General features: G+C 68.8%; 17 protein-coding genes. 5 read left to right on the top strand and 12 right to left on the bottom strand.

Annotated elements, in window-relative coordinates; translation table 11 throughout:
* Positions 1–17 precede the first annotated feature (17 nt).
* A complete protein-coding gene (locus tag AC0GNO_RS13420) occupies positions 18–785 on the top strand; it encodes a DUF4395 domain-containing protein (RefSeq protein ID WP_472904291.1) in 768 nt (255 codons plus the stop codon).
* 25 nt (positions 786–810) lie between these two features.
* Here the strand turns inward: AC0GNO_RS13420 and AC0GNO_RS13415 are convergent, their stop codons facing one another.
* The 3 genes from AC0GNO_RS13415 to ssb form a co-directional block, all read right to left on the bottom strand.
* Positions 811–2,130, bottom strand: coding sequence for a DUF3422 family protein (locus AC0GNO_RS13415; protein WP_472904290.1), 1,320 nt, complete (start codon positions 2,128–2,130; stop codon positions 811–813).
* Between the two features lie 52 nt (positions 2,131–2,182).
* Positions 2,183–2,785 (bottom strand): SAM-dependent methyltransferase, encoded by a 603-nt coding sequence (locus tag AC0GNO_RS13410; RefSeq protein WP_472904289.1) that lies wholly within the window; start codon positions 2,783–2,785, stop codon positions 2,183–2,185.
* Between the two features lie 109 nt (positions 2,786–2,894).
* Positions 2,895–3,398 carry a single-stranded DNA-binding protein gene (ssb, locus tag AC0GNO_RS13405; protein WP_472904288.1) on the bottom strand — a complete coding sequence of 168 codons (504 nt, stop codon included), beginning with the start codon at positions 3,396–3,398 and terminating at the stop codon, positions 2,895–2,897.
* Positions 3,399–3,530: 132 nt separating this feature from the next.
* Between ssb and AC0GNO_RS13400 the strand changes: the two genes are divergently transcribed.
* A complete protein-coding gene (locus tag AC0GNO_RS13400) occupies positions 3,531–5,042 on the top strand; it encodes a chloride channel protein (RefSeq protein ID WP_472904287.1) in 1,512 nt (503 codons plus the stop codon).
* Between the two features lie 40 nt (positions 5,043–5,082).
* On the opposite strand, the gene AC0GNO_RS13395 is transcribed toward AC0GNO_RS13400, so the two are convergent.
* From AC0GNO_RS13395 to AC0GNO_RS13385, 3 genes are all read right to left on the bottom strand, one after another.
* A complete protein-coding gene (locus tag AC0GNO_RS13395) occupies positions 5,083–6,273 on the bottom strand; it encodes an MFS transporter (RefSeq protein WP_472904383.1) in 1,191 nt (396 codons plus the stop codon).
* Between the two features lie 210 nt (positions 6,274–6,483).
* Positions 6,484–7,818, bottom strand: a complete 1,335-nt coding sequence (locus tag AC0GNO_RS13390; RefSeq protein WP_472904286.1) for a (Fe-S)-binding protein — start codon at positions 7,816–7,818, stop codon at positions 6,484–6,486.
* Positions 7,815–8,495, bottom strand: coding sequence for a hypothetical protein (locus AC0GNO_RS13385; RefSeq protein WP_472904285.1), 681 nt, complete (start codon positions 8,493–8,495; stop codon positions 7,815–7,817). Before AC0GNO_RS13385 ends, AC0GNO_RS13390 begins: the two co-directional genes overlap by 4 nt.
* 278 nt (positions 8,496–8,773) lie before the next feature.
* Between AC0GNO_RS13385 and uvrA the strand changes: the two genes are divergently transcribed.
* Entirely contained in the window at positions 8,774–11,764 is a 2,991-nt protein-coding gene (gene uvrA, locus AC0GNO_RS13380) for an excinuclease ABC subunit UvrA (RefSeq protein WP_472904382.1), read from the top strand.
* Between the two features lie 241 nt (positions 11,765–12,005).
* On the opposite strand, the gene AC0GNO_RS13375 is transcribed toward uvrA, so the two are convergent.
* Positions 12,006–12,827, bottom strand: coding sequence for a MipA/OmpV family protein (locus AC0GNO_RS13375; RefSeq protein WP_472890227.1), 822 nt, complete (start codon positions 12,825–12,827; stop codon positions 12,006–12,008).
* 90 nt (positions 12,828–12,917) lie between these two features.
* Here AC0GNO_RS13375 and AC0GNO_RS13370 point away from each other — a divergent pair, with 90 nt between their 5' ends.
* Positions 12,918–14,444, top strand: coding sequence for a CYTH and CHAD domain-containing protein (locus AC0GNO_RS13370; protein ID WP_472904284.1), 1,527 nt, complete (start codon positions 12,918–12,920; stop codon positions 14,442–14,444).
* A gap of 46 nt (positions 14,445–14,490) precedes the next feature.
* Here the strand turns inward: AC0GNO_RS13370 and AC0GNO_RS13365 are convergent, their stop codons facing one another.
* From AC0GNO_RS13365 to pyrF, 3 genes are all read right to left on the bottom strand, one after another.
* Positions 14,491–15,108: a glutathione S-transferase family protein gene (locus tag AC0GNO_RS13365; RefSeq protein ID WP_472904283.1), complete on the bottom strand. Its 618-nt coding sequence runs from the start codon at positions 15,106–15,108 to the stop codon at positions 14,491–14,493.
* Positions 15,105–15,833: a glutathione S-transferase family protein gene (locus tag AC0GNO_RS13360; RefSeq protein ID WP_472904282.1), complete on the bottom strand. Its 729-nt coding sequence runs from the start codon at positions 15,831–15,833 to the stop codon at positions 15,105–15,107. Before AC0GNO_RS13360 ends, AC0GNO_RS13365 begins: the two co-directional genes overlap by 4 nt.
* 100 nt (positions 15,834–15,933) lie before the next feature.
* Positions 15,934–16,773, bottom strand: a complete 840-nt coding sequence (pyrF, locus tag AC0GNO_RS13355; protein WP_472904281.1) for an orotidine-5'-phosphate decarboxylase — start codon at positions 16,771–16,773, stop codon at positions 15,934–15,936.
* 62 nt (positions 16,774–16,835) lie between these two features.
* Here pyrF and AC0GNO_RS13350 point away from each other — a divergent pair, with 62 nt between their 5' ends.
* Positions 16,836–17,732 carry a DMT family transporter gene (locus tag AC0GNO_RS13350; protein ID WP_472904280.1) on the top strand — a complete coding sequence of 299 codons (897 nt, stop codon included), beginning with the start codon at positions 16,836–16,838 and terminating at the stop codon, positions 17,730–17,732.
* 89 nt (positions 17,733–17,821) lie between these two features.
* On the opposite strand, the gene AC0GNO_RS13345 is transcribed toward AC0GNO_RS13350, so the two are convergent.
* Both AC0GNO_RS13345 and rimI read right to left on the bottom strand, forming a co-directional pair.
* On the bottom strand, positions 17,822–18,736 hold the full coding sequence (locus AC0GNO_RS13345; RefSeq protein WP_472904279.1) for a uracil-DNA glycosylase: 915 nt from the start codon (positions 18,734–18,736) through the stop codon (positions 17,822–17,824).
* On the bottom strand, positions 18,733–19,362 hold the full coding sequence (rimI, locus tag AC0GNO_RS13340; protein WP_472904278.1) for a ribosomal protein S18-alanine N-acetyltransferase: 630 nt from the start codon (positions 19,360–19,362) through the stop codon (positions 18,733–18,735). The genes AC0GNO_RS13345 and rimI overlap by 4 nt, the downstream gene beginning before the upstream one ends.
* Between the last annotated feature and the right edge of the window lie 5 nt (positions 19,363–19,367).

Here is a 19,367-nt window from a genome sequence, read left to right as displayed (position 1 = left end):
AATATTCGGAGATATCTATGAATAAGCTTTTCCAGTTCGGCGAGACCGTCGAGGGCTACCCGGTGCGCGTGGTCAACGAGCGCACCGTGCGCGCCGCCGCCGGCCTGCTGTTTTTCCCGGCGGTGGTGTCGTTCATGAGCGCGCTGCTGACGGCCAACTACCAGCCCACGCGCCTGTTCGTGATCGTGTTCCTGATCGACATGACGCTGCGCATGCTCAACCCGCGCTGGGCGCCGAGCATGATCTTGGGAGGCTGGATCGTGCGCAAGCAGACGCCCGACTGGGTGGGCGCGCCGCAAAAGCGCTTTGCCTGGGGCCTGGGCCTGCTGCTGGGCCTGGCCATGCTCTACCTGATGGTGCTCAACCGCTTCATGGGCCCGGTGAACATGCTGGTCTGCGCGAGCTGCCTGACGCTGATGTTCTTCGAGACCGCGTTCGGCATCTGCCTGGGCTGCAAGCTCTACAACCTGTTCAACAAGGAACAGGCGCAGCTGTGCCCCGGTGGGGTGTGCGAGGTGCCGGCCCGGCGCCAAGGCTGGGGCATCTCGCTGCCGCAGGTGGCCGTGCTGGTGCTGTTCGTGGGCACCCTCACCCTGGCCAAGGCCTGGGTGGACGAAACCGGTCCGCTGGGCGGCTTTGATGACATGGCCACGCTGGAGGACATGGGCCTGAAGCCCACACCCGGCGAAGCCAGCGCGGCCGACGCCGAACGCTGCCAGGTGCCGGCCTTCGCCAGGGCGATCGGTCATGAAGAGAAGTGGAAGCTGCACAACGGATGCAGCTGACACCCCCTCGCCGGCACAGGGGGTGTCAATGGTCAGCGTGCAGCTTGTCGTGGATGCGTTTCGTGGTGCGCCAAACCGCCCACAGCACCAGCGGGATCAAGGCCCCGGCGGCCATCTCGGGGTTGATCGGCAGGCCGGCGGCCTTGCCGGCCTTGCCCAGGTAGAGCAGGAGGCTGATCACGTAATACGAGATCGCCGCGATCGACAGGCCTTCCACCGTGCTTTGCAGGCGCAGCTGCATTTCCTGCCCTTTGGTGAGCTTGGCCAGCAGTTGCTGGTTTTGCTCTTCGGTGGCGATGTCCACCCGCGTGCGCAGCAGCGCGCTGGTGCGCGTGATGCGTTCAGACAGTGAGGCCAGGCGCTGCGCCGTGGCGGCCACCGTGGCCATGGCGGGCGAGAGCCGGCGCTGCATGAATTCACCCAGCATCTGGGTGCCCGGGATCGGCTGCTCGCGCAGTTCATTGGTGCGCTGCGTGACCAGCGTGTCGTAGGCGCGCGTGGCGGCGAAACGGTAGACGTTTTCGGCCGTGGCGCGCTCCACGCCACCGGCCAGCGAGACCAGGGTGTCGAGCAGCGCCTGGTCCGAGGCGCCCTTGTTCTCCAGCTGCGCGGTGATGTCGGCCAGTTGCCGCTCGGAACGGGCCAGCAGCGGCGCCAGGTCCTTGACCACGGGCAGCGCACGCAGCGCCATCAGGCGGTAGGTCTCCAGCTCGAACAGGCGTGCGGCGATGCGCCCGGCGCGGGTTTCCGAGGTGCCGGGCGGACAGACCGCGAGCATGCGCTCGAAGCCACAGGGTCGCAGCCAGAAGTCGGTCACGGCCAGCGAGTGCGCGTTGTTGCCCATGAGCGAGGCCACCACCGTGTGTTCCCCGAACCAGGTGCGGGCCTGGGCCAGTGCGGCAGCGGGCGGGTGGATCGGTTCCTCCACCATCACGAGCTGGATCGCCGCAAAGGTGCGTCCGGGAATGCCCGCCAGCCAGCCCGGGGGGGTGGCCAGCGGCGTCAGCAGGTCGGGCTCGCGGGCCCCCAGTCCACAGCCCTCGGGCAGCGGCTGCACGATGGAATAGCGGGTGAACTCGGTGTGGCGCTCCCACTTGAGCGTGTAGCCCGGCAGGCGCAGACGCAGGAAGTTGCCTTGCAGATCGTCCACCGTGAGCGCCGCCTGCCCGGGCAACCGGCGCAGCAGCGCACATTCCTGCTCGCGGTCCACCCCCTCGTTGAAGACCGCCACGTAGGTCAGCAGAGCCGGCTGCCGGATGCGCGCGGGCGGGCGCGCATGCACTTCGTTGTGCAGCAGCTCGCGCTGCGGGTGGTTGGCGGGCAACAGGCTGGTCTTGGATTCCATGGCGCAATTGTGCCGGGAGTCGTTGGGCACGGGCGGTGCAACAGCCAGCCACTCAGGCCGGCGCGCGACCGATCCAGCGGATCACGTGCGCGGTGCCCTGGTGGCCAGGGCCTTCGTCGAGGTTGACTTTGCCCTGCCAGGCCAGCAGCTGTTCCAGCGTGTCGGCGAAATCGGCACGCAGCAGCTCGGGGCTGTAGAGCATGGCCGGGTCCTTCGGACCACCGCTGCCGTGCTGCAGCTGCAGCGGGTGGAAGGCTTCGAGCAGCAGCAGGCCACCCGGTCGCAGCGCGGCGGCCATGCGGCGGTGGGCGTCGGCACGGATGGCCGGCGGCAGGTGCACGAAGGTCAGCACCACGGCGTCGAAGCTGGCGGGCGCGGGCGCCCAGTCGGCCAGGTCGCCGAGCACGGTCTCGATGCGCACGCCGCGTTCGGCGGCCAGCGCCTGCGCTTTCTGCAGCCCCACAGCCGAGCCGTCCATGGCGGTCACGCGGTGGCCCTGCTGCGCCAGCCAGACACCGTTGCGGCCCTCGCCGTCACCGGGCACGAGCACGTCGCTACCCGGCTTCAGCCGGTGCGCCTGCGCCATGAGGAACGCATTGGGCGCGGTGCCGTACTTGTAGCCAGCGACGGAGAAGTTTTGATCCCAGAAGTTCATGGGGCAAAGATACCGCACGCGCCCAAAGAAAAACCCGCCGGGCTAACGCCGGGCGGGTTGTGAAGGCCACGTCCTGAAGGACAGACGTGGCATCAGGGATCGTGAAAAGTCAGAACGGAATGTCGTCGTCCATGTCGTCAAAGCCACTGGCCGGGCGGGCCGCAGCGGGAGCCGGTGCCGGGCGGGCTGCGGGCGGGGCCTGGCGCGGGGCCGCAGCCGGACGGGAATAACCGCCACCACCGCCTGCGCCACCTTCTTCACCACCGCGACGGACTTCGCGGCCACCCAGCAGCTGCATTTCAGTAGCGACAATTTCCACCGAGTTCTTTTCGACGCCGGTGGTCTTGTCCATATAGGTGCTGTAACGCAACCGGCCTTCAACGTAGATCGGGCTGCCCTTTTTCACGTACTCGCCAACGATTTCGGCCAGGCGCTCGAAAAAGGTCACCCGGTGCCACTGGGTGTCTTCGATCATTTCGCCGCTGTTTTTGTCTTTGCGGCGGCTGGAAGTGGCCACCGTCACGTTGGCCACGGCACTGCCCGAGGGCAGGTAACGGATTTCGGGGTCGCGGCCGCAGTTGCCGACGAGGATGACTTTGTTGACGGAGGCCATGGAATTCCTTGGGGTATCTGAAGAGAACGGCGGACCGGTGCAGCCGGGCGCACGGAACCGCCTGCCACGATTGTGCCGCATGAGCCGGGCGGCGCGCCAGTGCGTCCAATGCCACAATGGACGCAGCCCGACATGAACCGCGAACCCGATTTCTTTCAGAACCTGCAGGACGAACTGTCCGATGGTCGCGCGTGGCTGGACCGCTCCGTGGTCCTGGGCTACGCCATCCTGGCCGGCCTGTGCGTGGTCCTGTTCACGCTGATGAGCGAGACCGCGTTCGAGTGGTTCATGCACCTGTACGCCGCAGCACCCTGGGTGGTTCTGATCTGGACACCGGCCCTGACGGCGTTCATCGTGTGGTGCACACGCAGCTATTTCCCGGGCGCTGCGGGCTCGGGCATTCCCCAGGTCATGACGGCGCTGGATCCCCTGCTGCCGAGGGATTCGCGGCACCGCTTCGTGTCGCTGCGACTCACGTTCGCCAAGATTGTCCTGGGCTCGCTGAGCCTGCTGGGAGGCCTGTCGGCCGGGCGCGAAGGCCCCTCGGTGCAGGTGGCCGCAGGCGTCATGCACGACGCTCGCCGCTGGCTGCGCCCGGGTTCGGTCATGAGCGAACGGGCACTGCTCGTGGCGGGCGGCGCGGCCGGCATCGCGGCGGCGTTCAATGCACCGCTCGCGGGTGTGGTGTTTGCGATCGAGGAACTGTCCAACAAACTGGAAGCACGCAACAACGGCCTCATCATCGCCGCCATCGTGCTGGCCGGTCTGGTCAGTATTTCGGCCTTCGGCAACCTGACCTATTTCGGTTCGATCGCAGTGCCCAGGCTGGGCTGGGGCGCGATCCTGCCGGGCGTGCTGGTGACGGTGATCTGCGGCGTGCTCGGGGGGCTCTTCGCGCGGCTGCTGGCCGCGTCGCTGGCCGGCATGCCCGACCGGTTCAGCGCCTATCGCAAACGTTTCCCGGTGCGCTTTGCCGCGGCCTGCGGCCTGATGGTGGCGATCATCGGCCTGGCTTCAGGAGGCGCAACCTTCGGCGCCGGCGCGGAAGAAGTGCGCAACATGCTCGCCGGCGAGAGCGACATCTCGCGGCTTTACGTGCTGTTGAAATTCATGGCCACCTGGATCACGAGCTGGAGCGGCGTACCGGGCGGGATCTTTGCGCCATCGTTGTCCATTGGTGCGGGTGTCGGTCACGACGTGGCCCAGGTCGTCGCCGGCAGCAACGCCAGCGCGCTGACGCCCGCCCTGATCGCCATGGGCATGGCCGGCTTCCTGGCCGCGACCACGCAAGCCCCGCTGACCTCGTTCATCATCGTCATGGAGATGATCGACGGCCGGCCGATGGTGCTCAGCCTGATGGCCGCGGCCATGCTGGCCAGCCTGATCTCGCGCCTGATCAGCCGGCCGCTGTACGGCACGCTGTCCAACCTGATGCTGCGTCCGACCCGCGAACACCACGCCCGCCAGGCTGCGGCCGAGACCGATACGCCCGCCCCGGCGCCGGCCATGCCCGATTCAACAGCGCCCGCTGATCCGCCGCCCGCCGAGCCGCCTGCCGGGGGACCGGTGCAGCGCTCCCTGCTGGACGGTGCGGGCGAGGACGACCTGCCGCCGACCAGCGGCGCGCCACCCCGGAAGGACTGACCAGCCCCGTGGCACCTCGTCCGGAAGGACGCGCCGAACGTCAGCGTTTGACGGCTGGCGCCTGCATCGGCCAGGCCGCCACCAGCCACACCAGGGTGGCCAGCGCACAGACGGCGAACAGGCCGCTGGCACCGTGCGCACGCGCCAGCCAGCCACCCACCGCGCCACCCACGAAGAAGCCCACCGACTGCAGCGTGTTGTAGACGCCGAGCGCCGCCCCGCGCGCATGCGCCGGCGCCAGCTTCGACACCAGGCTGGGCTGGCTGGCTTCCAGCGTGTTGAAGCCGATGAAGAAGACGAACATCAGGCCACCCAGCGCCCACAGGCCCGGCGCCGCGCCGCTGCGCGCCAGCCACCACAGGCCGAGCTGCACCACGCCGATGAGCGCGATGGCGATCAGGAACGCGGCGCGCAGCCGGCCCTTGCGCTCCATCGGAAACAGCACGCCGCCCATGACCAGCAGCGAAGCCGCCACCGCCGGCAGGTAGACCTGCCAGTGGTCCGCCTTGGCGAGCCCGGCCTGCACCAGCATGGCGGGCACGGCCATCCACATCGCGAGCTGCACCGCGTGCAGCACGAACACGCCCAGGTTCAGTCGCATCAGGCCGGCGTGGCGCAGCACCTCGCCCAGCCCCCCGCGCACCTGCTGCATGTCCGACGGCCGGTGCACGCGCGGTTCCGGCGGCGCGACCCAGAGCACCACCGCAATGCCCAGCAGGGCCAGCGTGCAGGTCATGCCGAAGATGCCCGGCAGGCCGACCCAGCCCGCCAGCAGCGGCGCGATCACCAGCGAGAGCGCGAACATCAGCGCGATGCTCGCACCCACCATCGCCATGGCCTTGGTGCGCACGCTGTCGCGCGTCACGTCGGCCAGGAAGGCGGTGACCGCGGCCGAAATGGCGCCGGCGCCCTGCACCGCGCGGCCGATGGAGAGCCAGGTGAGATCGGGTGCCCAGGCCGCGATGGCGCTGCCCGCCGCAAACACCAGCAGGCCGGCCACGATGGTGGGCTTGCGGCCGAAGCGATCGGAGGCGATGCCAAAGGGAATCTGCAGGAACGCCTGCGTCAGGCCGTACAGGCCCATGGCGAAACCCACCCGCGCCGGGTCGTCGCCGCCGGGCAGGCGCGCGGCTTCGAGCGCGAACACCGGCAGCACGATGAACAGGCCGAGCATGCGCAGCGCGAACACCAGCGCCAGCGCGCCGCTGGCGCGGCGTTCCTCACCCGTCATGCGGTTGGCATCGGGGGCGGGCGCATCGCTGGAAACGGGGGGAGCGGAGGTTGAAGACACGATCAAGAAGCACGCGGCAGGCAGGATCGCCTGCCTCATGCCGGGGGGTGTTGGGGCCAGGCGGTATTGTGCGCCAAAGGCCCGACCCCACGCCGTTGGCGGGTCGGCGCCGGCCAGGGCCGGTGAGCCCTGGAGCCAGGCGCTGGCGGGTCAGGCCGGCAACTGCCGGGCCACCATTTCGACCACGCTTTCAATCTTCGTGGGCCAGGCGTCGGCTTCAGCGCCCGCCATCACGTTCAGGCGGCAACTGCCGCAGGACACCACCACCGTGTCGGCCCCCGTGGCGTCGATCTGCTCGCGCTTGATGCCCCAGGCCTGGTGCCGCAAACCCTCGGCGCGGTTGATCAGGAACACGCCCGCGCCGCCGCCGCAACACCAGTTCTGCTCGGCGGTGGGTGTGGTTTCCCGCAGGTCCATGCCCAGGGCTTTGAGCGCCGCGCGCGGCTCGTCCACCACGCCGCCGTGGCGGGCCAGCTTGCAGGCGTCGTGGTAGGTGATCTTGCGGCTGGGGTCCTGTGGCGGCTGCAGCTGCAGACGCCCGGCGGTGATTTCGCGCCCCACGAATTCGGACGCCGCCAGCACCTCGAAGGGCAGCGGCTGGCCGTTGGCGAGCCGCGCTTCCCAGCGCAGCGCCGGGTAGGCGTGCCCGCACTCCGGCAGGATGACGGTCCTGGCGCCGATGGCCAGCGCCTCGTCGATCAGGCGCTGGCTGGCCGCCTTCTGCAGCGATTCGCTGCCGGACAGCAGACCGAAGTTCGCCGCCTCAAAACCCGCGCTGCGCAAGGTCCAGCGCACGCCCAGGTGGTTGAGGATGCGCGCCGTCGCGGCCAGCGCGTCCTGGAACAGCAGCACATCGATCACCGTGGTCACGAGCATCAGGTCGGCCTGCGGTTCGTCCAGCGGGATCGTGATGCCCTGGGCGCGCAGGAGGTCCACCGTCTGCCGGAGTTCGTCGGGGCCGACGCCGAACACCGTGCCCCGACCGGCCTGTTCCTGCGCCACCGCCGTCAACTCCAGGGGCGCCAGCCCGGCCTCGAACAGCGCTTCGCGCATCACGTTCACACCGCGCGCGGTGTTGACCCCCATCGGGCAGATCATGCTGCAGCGCCCGCACTCCGTGCACGAGTCGTAGACCAGCTCCTGCCATTCCTTGAGATCGTCGAGCGTGATGTCGGCCAGGAACAGGCGCTTGAGGGGTGCAAAGGCCGATGTCTCGCGCGCGTGCACCCGGCGCAGCAGGTCCAGCTTGCGGCTGGGGCTGTACTTCGGGTCCTGGGTGCTCTGGTAGAAATGGCATGCTTCCGAGCAGTAGCCGCAGTTCACGCAGGCTTCCAGGTCCAGCGCCAGACCGCGGTCGGTCTTGGCCCGCATGACCGCCTTGGCGCGGCCCAGGCGTTCGGCGTCGGTCAGCGCATCGGGCTGCGCCATCTCCGGCAGGTGGTGGATGGCTTGCAGAAAGCCATGAAACACATTCATGTTGGTCATGAGCGCACCCCGCGACGGCCAAAAAACGTGGCCAGCTGCATGCGCGCCGGCAGGAACAGGAAGGCGTGCATCAGCTTGCCAAACGGAAACCAGACCAACAGCAGCTCCAGCGTCAACAGGTGCACCGCCAGCGGGTCGCGGTAGATCACGTGGTCGCGCGCCAGGATGGTCGAGGACGGATCGCCGATCACCGCCATGCCGGTGACGAGGGGCAGAAACGTGACCACCCAGGTGATCCAGTCGTCGGCGGTCGAGATCCGTCTCAGCACCGGATCGCTCAGGCGGAACATCAAGGCCATCAGCAGCGACATGATGGTGGCCGCCGCCGCGGCGTACATCACGGCGTCGGGAAAGGCCGGCCACGACAGGCCGGTCAGGCGGCGGATGAAGGCGATGTGGGGTGCGTAGCCGAAAACCACCACCGCGAGCCCGATGTGGAACACATACGGGTTCACGGTGACGAGCGTGGCGCTCGGGTGAAAACCGCCACGCGGCAGCATGCGGGTGAACGCTGCGCCCAGCGCCGCACCGGTGCCGAAGGGCTGGCGTTCGGGCGCGCCGGGCGCGACCCGATGGGGCAGGCGCCACAGCGCGAGCAACCGCCAGGCAACGCCGGCGACAAAGATGAAAAGCGACAGCGTCAGCAGCGGGCCGCGCACCCAGTCCAGGAAATCCATGGAAAACCGTCCTTGTTGTTGTCACCAAGGTTTGCACAGTACGCCCAATCCGCCCGAAAAGCCACGTGCCGGCGCGCGCCGCTGCGCGGTGTGTGGGTCCCGCCATGCCTTGAACGCCACCCGCGTGCGGCGGATGGACCCCGGAAGCGGTCCCGCCGTATCATGTCGGGTTGCCTTTTTGACACCAGAAACCCGCCCCTGGTGACCCCGCCTTGAACCAGAACCCGACCGCGCCGGACACGCCGCCCGCCCCGCTCAGCCCCGCCCAAGCCGCCGCCCTGCGCACCGCGGCCGTGCTCTCGGTGCGCGGCGCGCGCACGCACAACCTGAAGAACATCGACCTCGACATCCCCAAACACGCGCTGGTGGTGATCACCGGGCTCTCGGGTTCGGGCAAGTCCAGCCTGGCTTTCGACACGCTGTACGCCGAAGGGCAACGCCGCTACGTGGAAAGCCTCTCGGCCTACGCGCGGCAGTTTCTGCAGCTGATGGACAAGCCCGACGTGGACCTGATCGAAGGCCTGTCGCCGGCGATCGCCATCGAGCAGAAGGCCACCAGCCACAACCCGCGCTCCACCGTCGGCACGGTGACCGAGATCCACGACTACCTGCGCCTGCTCTATGCGCGCGCCGGCACGCCGCACTGCCCCGAGCACGACCTGCCGCTGGCCTCGCAAAGCGTGGCGCAGATGGTGGACACCGTGCTGGCGCTGCCACAGGACACGCGCCTCATGATCCTGGCGCCCGTGGCGCGCGAGAAAAAAGGCGAGTTCCTGGAGCTGTTCGCCGACATGCAGGCCCAGGGCTACGTGCGCTTCCGCATCAACGGCGAGGTGCTGGAGGCCGAAGCCCTGCCCGCGCTGAAGAAGACCGAGAAGCACAACATCGACGTCGTGATCGACCGCATCAAGGTGCGCTCGGCCGAGGAAGAGGGCGCCAACCCGCAAAGACAGCGCCTGGCCGAAAGCTTCGAGGCCGCGCTGCGCCTGGCCGAGGGCCGCGCCATTGCGGTCGAGATGGACGGCGGCGCCGAACACGGTTTCTCGGCCAAGTTCGCCTGCCCGGTCTGCAGCTACACCGTGGGTGAACTGGAGCCACGCCTGTTCTCGTTCAACTCGCCCATGGGCGCCTGCCCCAGCTGCGACGGCCTGGGCCACACGGAAGTGTTTGACCCCGAGCGCGTGGTCGCCTTCCCCACGCTCAGCCTGGCCAGCGGCGCCATCAAGGGCTGGGACCGGCGCAACGGCTACTACTTCGCCATGATCGAAAGCCTGGCGGCGCACTACAAGTTCGACGCCGAAGCGGCCTGGGAATCGCTGCCCGAAGCGGTGCAGCAGGTGCTGCTCTACGGTTCGGGGGAGGAAGAGATCAAGTTCAGCTACGCGCTCGAATCCGGTGCCAAGGCCGGCAAGAAGATCCACAAGAAACACCCCTTCGAAGGCATCATCCGCAACTTCGAGCGCCGCTACCGCGAGACCGACAGCGCCCACGTGCGCGAAGAGCTGGCCCGCTACCGCGCCACCCAGCCCTGCCCGGATTGCGGCGGATCGCGCCTGCGCCGGGAAGCGCGCCACGTGTTCGTGGGCGAAGGCGCGCAGAAGCAGCCGATCTACAGGATCAGCCACATCACGCTCGGCGAGTCGCTGGCCTACTTCAGCGCCCTGCACCTGCCCGGCGCCAAGGGCGACATCGCTGCGCGCGTGATCAACGAAATCCGCCAGCGCCTGAAGTTCCTGAACGACGTGGGGCTGAACTACCTGAGCCTGGACCGCAGCGCCGACACGCTCTCCGGCGGCGAAGCCCAGCGCATCCGCCTGGCGAGCCAGATCGGCAGTGGCCTCACGGGCGTGATGTACGTGCTCGACGAGCCCAGCATCGGCCTGCACCAGCGCGACAACGACCGCCTCATCACCACGCTGCAGCACCTGCGCGACCTGGGCAACACGGTGCTGGTGGTCGAACACGACGAGGACATGATCCGTTGCGCCGACCACGTGATCGACATGGGCCCGGGCGCGGGCGTGCACGGCGGCCATGTGATGGCGCAGGGCACCTGCGCTGAAGTGATGGCCACGGCCGGCTCACTGACGGGCCAGTACCTCAGCGGCGCGCGCGCTATTCGCCTGCCCACACGGCGCACGCCGTGGCTGCCGGTGAACAAAGCCGCTGCGGCGGCCAAGGCGGCGCCGATCAAATCGCGCTTCCCCATGAGCCCGGCGGCCGAGCGCCGCAGCGCGCGCGAGGCCGCACACATCGCCACGCTGGGTGAGTTGCAGGAAATCCGCGTGGTCAACGCCACCGGCCACAACCTGCAGGGCGTGAGCGTCGCCTTTCCGGTCGGCCTGCTCACCTGCGTGACCGGCGTCTCGGGCTCGGGCAAGTCGACCCTGGTCAACGACACGCTCTACGCCGCGGTGTCGCGCACGCTTTACCGATCGCACGAAGAGCCCGCCGAACACGACGCCATCGAAGGCATCGAACACTTCGACAAGGTCATCAACGTCGACCAGAGCCCCATCGGCCGCACGCCGCGCAGCAACCCGGCCACTTACACGGGGCTGTTCACCGGCATCCGCGAGCTGATGGCCGAAATGCCCACCGCGAAAGAGCGCGGCTACGGGCCGGGCCGCTTCAGCTTCAACGTGGCCGGTGGCCGCTGCGAGGCCTGCCAGGGCGACGGCGTGGTGAAGGTGGAAATGCACTTCCTGCCCGACGTCTACGTGCCCTGCGAGGTCTGCCACGGCCAGCGCTACAACCGCGAAACGCTCGACGTGCAGTACAAAGGCAGGAACATCGCTCAGATCCTGGACATGACGGTCGAGAAAGCGCACGCCTTCTTCGCCGCCGTGCCCACGCTGCACCGCAAGCTGCAGACCCTGATGGACGTGGGCCTGACCTACATCCAGCTCGGCCAGAGCGCGACCACGCTGTCCGGCGGCGAGGCGCAGCGCGTCAAGCTCGCGCTGGAACTCAGCAAACGCGACACCGGCCGCACGCTCTACATCCTGGACGAACCCACCACCGGCCTGCACTTCGCCGACATCGAATTGCTGCTGAAGGTGCTGCACCAGTTGCGCGACGCGGGCAACACCATCGTGGTGATCGAACACAACCTGGACGTGATCAAGACCGCCGACTGGCTGATCGACATGGGCCCGGAAGGCGGCTCGGGTGGCGGATCTGTGGTGGGGGTGGGCACGCCGGAAGACATCGCCGCCAACGGCGAGAGCCACACCGGGCGCTATCTGGCGCGGCTGCTCAAGCGCTGAAAATCGGGCGAAAGACGCGCAGCCCGATCAAGCCAGGGCCTCCGACCAGAGACACAGAAAAACCGGAGGGCAATCCCCTCCGATGGAGGCAACGTCAACCCAGAAACACCGCGGAACCGAAGCGTGACCCGCAGGAGCGAAGTGCCCCAACCAGAGGTACCGCCGGGCCGGCTTCGCCGGACGGCTGGTATCGCCCCCCTTCAGGGGGGTGGCGCCGAAGGCGACGCGGGGGGTGCTTCGATCACTTGCTGCGGTAGGCCACGCCAACACCCAGGCCATGGGTGACAAGCCGCCCCACCAGCGGGCTGCGTGCGGTCGATCCGAGCACGCGCGACAAATCCAGCCCGCCAAACACCACCCAATGGGTGCTCAGCGCGGTTTCAAAGTGTGCACCGACGCGCAGGGTTTCCCAGCCACTGCCCAGCCGGTAAGGTTCACGGCCCGTCGCCTGGGCGGCCTCGGTCGAAATGCCGTAGATGGTTCGCTGGTAGCGGGCATCGCCCCAGCCACCACCCAGCGAAAAGTCCAGGTTCGTTCGCTGAGAGACCGGATAGCGGTAGTTCACCCCGGTGTTCAGCCGCGCACCGCCGCCACGGCCCAGCAGGTCCTGGTCCAGGCTCAGGCTCCAGTTCCAGCGTTCACCGAAGGAACGACCGGTGGACACGCGACCGCGCAGGGTGCTTCGCACATCGGGCAGGCCGCTGAATTCGGGGTCACCATCGAACGAGCGGCCGTTGTCCAGTCGCAGCGACGCACCCAGCCGCCAGTCACTGAACACGTCAAACTCCGCGCTCACACCGGTTTCCAGTTGCTCCCGCCCCGCGCGCATGAGCGAGTTGGCCCGCGACCGCGAGACCCGGAACGGACCGAGCTGGAACGCCCACAAAGGCTTGATGTCGTACCGGGTCACGCCGCTGCCGATGTGCCCGTTGGCGGAAACCACCGAGGCACCCAGCAGGTACCCTCTGTCGCCCCCGATCGCGACCTGTCCTTCGGCACGCGCCTGCAGCGCCAGACAGATCCCCAGAATCCCAAAACCCAGGCGCCAATGTGTTGCTGACATCCGGCGATCATAGCCAGCCCGGCTGACGCCAAAGGGCAAATCGGTGAAAGACGCCTGACGGATTTCCCCCATTGCGGCAAACTGGCGGACATGGCACAGGAAACCGAACTCAAACTCGCGCTGTTCGCCCGCGACCTGCCGCGGCTGCTGGCGCATCCGCTGCTCGCGGCCCAGGAGCCGCAGCGCCAGCGCCTGCTCAACACCTACTTCGACACCCCCGACCTGGTGCTGATGCGGCAGCGCATCGCGGTGCGCGAGCGGCGGGTGGGCCGCCGCACGCTGCTCACGGTCAAGACCGCGGGCGCGTCGGCGGGCGGTCTGTCACGGCGCGGCGAGTGGGAGGGTCCGACACAAACCGGCGAACTGGACTTTGCCTCGCTGGTGGACGATGCCGCACTGGCCCGAGCGCTGACCAGGCTCAAACCCCGGCTGGTGCCCCTGTTCCGCACCGACTTCACGCGCCGCAGCTGGCTTCTCAACCACGACGGAGCAGCGATTGAAGTGGCGCTGGACGAGGGCCGCATCACCACCCGGCCGGCGGATACCCGCGGCACGCGCCAGGAACCGATCCTGGAACTGGAGCTGGAACTCAAGAGCGGCCCGGTCGATGCCCTGCTCGACCTGGCGCACACGCTGGCCCTCGGGCCGCAGGGCTGGAGCGCCCAGGGCGTCTGGCTCTATCCCTCGGACCGCAGCAAGGCCGAGCGCGGCCTGGCCCTGTTTCTGGGCCACACGCCCGAGCCGTTGCGCGAAGCACCGCTGCAACTGCCAGCCGACGGCGACCCGGTACAGGCTTTCTGCTCGACGGCATGGGCCTGCCTGGCCCAGCTGCAAGGCAACGTGCTGGGGCTGCTGCAAACACCCGGGACCGGCCCCCTGCCCGACCCGGAGTACATCCACCAGGCGCGGGTGGCGCTGCGCCGCCTGCGCACCGGGCTGCGCCTGTTCCGGCCCTTTCTGCCACGCCGCTTCTCGGCCCACTGGAGCGCCCATTGGCAAACCGCCGCCGGGCAGCTCGGCGATGCGCGCAACTGGGACGTGCTGGCCACGACCTGGCTGCCCCAGTTGCTGGGAGAGGGCCCTCAGGCAGCGTCCCTGACACGCTGGGTCGACCAGGCCCGGGGTGAAGCCAACCAGCGCGCCCGTCAGGCGCTGACCGGGCCCGCCTTTGCACTCGGCCAGCTGGCCTTCGCGCGCGCGCTGCTGGCGCTGCATGGCCAGGCCCCTCGAACCGGCCAGCCAGCGCTGACCGATTGGGCACACGCCACCCTGCAGCAACGCCACCGCAGCCTGCAGCGCGAGGTGCGCCTCGCGGCGCGACAAGCGGCCACCGAGCGGCACGAGCTGCGCATCGAACTCAAGAAACTGCGCTACGCCCAGTCCTTCCTGTCCAGCCTGTTGCCGCCCAAGCGGCGGGGGGGCGCGTCACTCAAGCGCGCCCAGGACGTGCTCGGCACCCTCAACGATCTCCACACCGCACAAGCCCTGCTCGCCAGCGCGCCGCCACCCGCCGGGCAGAAGGTGATCGGTCGTTTGCACGAGCTGATGGCGGTGCACCTGGCCGAGCTGCCCGGCGTGCAGCAGCAGTTGCTGCGAACCATCGCCGCCTGGGACTGAAACAGCGCAGCCGGCGCGGAGCGGGGCTCCAGCGCTGTGCGGGGCGCTAGGTTTTTGCGCTCGGCCGTTCGGCCACCCGGTCGCGCCAGGCCTGCAGGGCGACAAAACCCAATTCGCCCGCGTTGAAACGCATCAGCTTCGCGAACTCCAGCGCGCAGAAGGCCGTGATGTCGGCGATGGTGAAACGCTCGCCCGCCACCCAGGGCTGGCGCTGCAGCTCGCCATCGAGCCAGGCCGCAGACTCGCGCAGCTTCTCGCCCTGCGACCGGCCGAACTCGGGAAACTGCGGCTGCTCCAGCGGGGCCAGTCCCGGGTGGGTGTGGCGCACACAGTTGGCGATGGGCAGCAAGAAATACCACTCCACGCGCCGGTCGGCCATTTCGATGAAGGCGCGCTCGGTGGCGTCCGCGCCCATCAGGTTGGGCGTCGGGTGGCGGCCTTCCAGGTAGGTGCAGATGGCGCGGGTTTCGGTGAGCACGCGGCCGTCGTCGAGCTCCAGCGCCGGCACGCGCGCCAGCGGACTCTTGGCACGGTATTGCTCGCTCTTGTGTTCCTGCGCGTTGAGGTCCACGTTGACCAGCTCCAGACCGTTGATGTTTTTCTCGACCAGGAACATCAGCACACGCCGGGGACTGGGGGCACGCGGCGAGACATAGAGTTTCATGGCGCATCCCCCTGACCGGCAGCGGGTCGCAGACTCTGCCCCATCTCCACCATGCGGCGCGCGTCTTCGGCGAAACGCTGCGCGCCCGCGTCGCCGTCGCGCGTGAGGTCCACCTTCGACGGCGGCTGTTCAATGCCGCGCTGCACCGCGGGGCGCGCCCGGATCGCGTCGCGCCAGCGTTTGAGGTGCGGCAGGTCGTCCATTTCCACACCCGACCAGCGGTGCGTGCGCACCCAGGCCCAGTTGGCGATGTCGGCGATCGAGTAGTCACCCGCCAGGTATTCGTGGTCCTTCAGCTGGCCATCGAGCACCCGGAACAGGCGCTTGCTCTCGCCCTGGTAGCGGTCGATCACGGCCGGGATCTTCTCGGGAAAGTAGCGGAAGAACACATTGGCCTGGCCCATCATCGGGCCGATGCCACCCATCTGGAACATCAGCCACTGCAGCACGCGCGAGCGGCCCTTGGCGTCCGCGGGCATGAGCCGGCCGGTCTTTTCGGCCAGGTAGATCAGGCAGGCGCCGGATTCGAACACCGCAAAATCATCGGCCTCGTGGTCGACGATGGCGGGGATGCGGCCATTCGGGTTGATGGCCAGGAAAGCGGGCGTCTTCTGCTCCCCGGCCGTCAGGTCCAGCACCTGCAGCGTCCAGGGCAGGCCCAGCTCTTCCAGCGCGATGGACACCTTGTGCCCATTCGGCGTGGCAGCGGTGTAGAGGGTGATCATGGGCCAGTGTCCCGTTAGAAGCAGAGCGGCATGGTAGACGGCCGGGCCGCCGCGGGCTGTCGCCTGCGGGCCATTGTTCCGCCAGAGCGCCCGGGAGCGCTCAGCCCCGGGCGGCTTCCAGCACGTTGCGCGTGCGCAGGGCCTCGCTGCGCGCAGCGGCAGCGAAATCTCCACCGCTGGACGCGTAGAGGATGGCGCGCGAACTGTTGACGATGACCGGGCCGGTGGTCGCGTCGCCCTGACGGCGGTAGCCGGCGCGCACGGTGGCCACGGCGTCACCGCCCTGCGCACCCACACCGGGGATCAGCAGCGGCAGCGTGGGCGCGAGTTCACGCACGCGCTCGATCTCGGCCGGATAGGTGGCGCCCACGACCAGGCCGAGCTGCCCGTTCAGGTTCCACGGCCCTTGCGCGAGCCGGGCCACGTGTTCGTAGAGCAGCGGCTGACCTTCGACCGAGGCGAGGCGCTGGTTCTGCAGGTCGTCGCCGCCGGGGTTGGAGGTGCGGCAGAGCAGGAAAGCGCCCTTGCCGTGGTACTTCAGGTAGGGCTGCACCGAGTCGAAGCCCATGAAGGGTGAGAGCGTCACGGCGTCGGCGCCGTAGCGTTCAAAAGCCTCGATGGCGTACTGCTCGGCGGTGCTGCCGATGTCGCCGCGCTTGGCGTCCAGGATCACCGGCACCTGCGGCGCCACCGCGCGCATGTGGGCCATCAGGCGTTCGAGCTGGTCTTCGGCACGGTGGGCGGCGAAGTAGGCGATCTGCGGCTTGAAGGCGATCACGGTGTCGGCCGTGGCCTCGACGATCGCGGCGCAGAAGTCGTAGATGCGGCTGGCGTCGCCCCGGAGGTGGGCGGGAAACTTCGCCGGATCCGGGTCCAGGCCGACGCAGAGCAGGGACTGGTTCTGGCGCTCTGCCGCGCCGAGCATGTCGAGAAAGGTCATGGCCCGATTTTAGGTGGCCCCAGGCGACAGGCCTGCACCGAAAGCCCCCTAAGATCAGACCGATGCACGCCCTGTCCCGCCAGCAACTCATCCTGCTCGTCCTGCTCACCCTGGTCTGGGGCCTCAACTGGCCGATCATGAAGATCGGCGTGACCGGCTTCCCGCCCCTCACTTTCCGCACCATCTGCATGTGGCTGGGCCTGCCGGTGCTGGGCTTGTTTCTGCTGTGGCGCAAGGTGCCGTTTCGCATCGATCGTGTGCACTGGCGCGAGCTGGCTGTGCTCACGGTCACCAACATGTTCTTCTGGCACACGCTGGCCATCCTGGCGATCCAGTCGCTCTCCAGCGGCCGGGCGGCGATCCTCGGCTACACGATGCCGGTGTTTTCAGCCTTGCTCGGTGCGGCCTGGTTCGGCCAGCGGCTGGCGGGCCGTGCCTGGTTCGGTGTGGCCGCTGCGGCGCTGGGCGTGGTGCTGCTGCTCTGGCACGAAGTCAGCACCCTGTCGGGCCGGCCGATGGGCGTGTTCATGATGCTGGTGGCGGCGGCCACCTGGGCGCTGGGCACGCAGCTGATGCGCCGCACCCGCATCGCGCACCCGACGCTGGCGATCTCTTTCTGGATGACCGTGGCCACCACGCTGTGGATGACGTTGCTGGCGGTGGTCTTTGAGCGCGACGCCTGGACCCTGCCATCGGCGCCCATCTGGGGCGCCATCGTCTACAACGCCATCGGCGTCTTTGCGTTCGCCCAGGTGGTCTGGCTGATGCTGGCGCGCGACCTGCCACCCATCGCCTCCACGCTCTCGGTCATGTTCATCCCGGTGCTGGGCGTGTTCAGTGGCGCCTGGTGGCTGGGCGAGGTGCTGCACTGGCAGGACTGGACCGCCGTGGTGCTGGTGATGCTGGCGATTGCGACCGTGTTGTGGCCGACGCGGCCAGTGAGCGCAGAACACCGCTGAAATCAGCGCGTTCAGGCACCAGGGCCGAACGGCGGCAGGGATGCGCTGAAGTCAGTGGCCGGGGACCAGGCGGCCTGCGTCAGACGGTGTCAGACGGCCGCGGGTGTGTCCTCTGATGCGGCCGCCGTCTCCAGCGCCAGGCACAGGTCGGCCCAGGCCTTGGCCTTGTCGGTGGGCGTGCGCAGCAGGTAGGCCGGGTGGTAGGTCACGATGACCGGCACACCCTGGTAGCGGTGCACCTGCCCGCGCAGCTTGCCGATGGGTTCGCTGGTCTGCAGCAGCGACTGCACGGCGAAACGCCCCATGGCGAGGATGATCTTGGGCTGCACCAGCGCCACCTGGCGCGCCAGGTAGGGCTCGCACATCGCCACCTCTTCGGGCAGCGGGTTGCGGTTGGCGGGTGGCCGGCACTTGAGCACGTTGGCGATGTAGGCGGCCTGCGCGCCACTGCCGCTGCGGCTGCGTCCGACGGCGCGCAGCATGTTGTCGAGCAGCTGGCCGGCCACGCCCACGAAGGGTTCGCCCTGCAGGTCCTCGTTTTCGCCGGGTGCTTCGCCGATCACCATCCAGTCGGTCTGGCGGTCGCCGACACCGAACACGGTGTTCTGGCGGCTGCGGCACAGGCCGCAGGCTTCGCAGCCCGCGACGGCGGCTTCCAGCGTGAGCCAGTCCATGGCGGCCACGTCCGCCGGGCGATGCCTGGCCGTTGCGGCAACGGGCTGGGGCACTGCCACCACCGCTTCTTTCACCGACGGCCGCACCGGTGCGGGCCGGGCGGCGGGTGCAACGGGCGCTGACGCTGGCGCAGGCGCGGGTGCGCGCTCCACCGCGGTGGAGGGCGCTTCGGCCGCCACGGGCGCAGTGATTTGGGCGGCCACGGGCGGCTTGGGCGCCCAGACACGCACGCCCATCTCGGCCAGCATGGCGCGCTGGCGCGCATCGAGCAGCGGCACGAACGAGGCGTCGGGGCGGTCGGCTGGATCGTTTGTTGCGGAGTCGTTCATGCCACCGCCCCGCCTTCGGCCTGCGTCACCAGATTGAGGCTCATGACCACCGCGTCTTCGCGCTGGAACTGGCCGGCCGGGTAATAAGCGCGGCGCATGCCCACCTGCTGGAAGCCATACCGTTCGTACAGGGCGCGCGCCGGTGCGTTGCTGGCGCGCACCTCGAGCCACAGCCACTGCGCGCCCCGGCCACGCGACCACAGCGCCAGCGCGTCGAGCATGAAGCGCGCCCACCCCTGGCGCTGGTGCGCCGGCGCCACCGTGATGTTGAGCAGGTGCACCTCGTCCACGCCGGGCATGGCCACCAGGTAACCGAGCAGCACACGGCCGTCGGCCCGCCGGGAATGCACCGCCTCGCCCGGCAGGGCTTCGCCCAGCAGCATCACCGCCGGATAACCCGAGGCCAGCGAGTCGGCGAAGTGCTTTCGCGTCCAGGGGTGGGTGTAGGCGGACTTTTCCACCTCACACACCGCGTCCAGGTCGGCATCGGTCACCACCTCGAAGGCGATGCGGCGCTCCGCAGCCGGTGCGGGGTGGGCGCAGGCGTCGGCGCGGGGCCAGTCGCCCGCGGACCACACGGGCACGGTCGGCGCGCTGTCGGACGGCATCGCTGGAAACCGGCTCATGTTCG

It is taken from the genome of Hydrogenophaga sp. L310 (assembly GCF_055703065.1).
The sequence above is the reverse complement of the archived record's forward strand: the minus strand, read 5'-3'. Positions and strand labels throughout refer to the sequence as shown.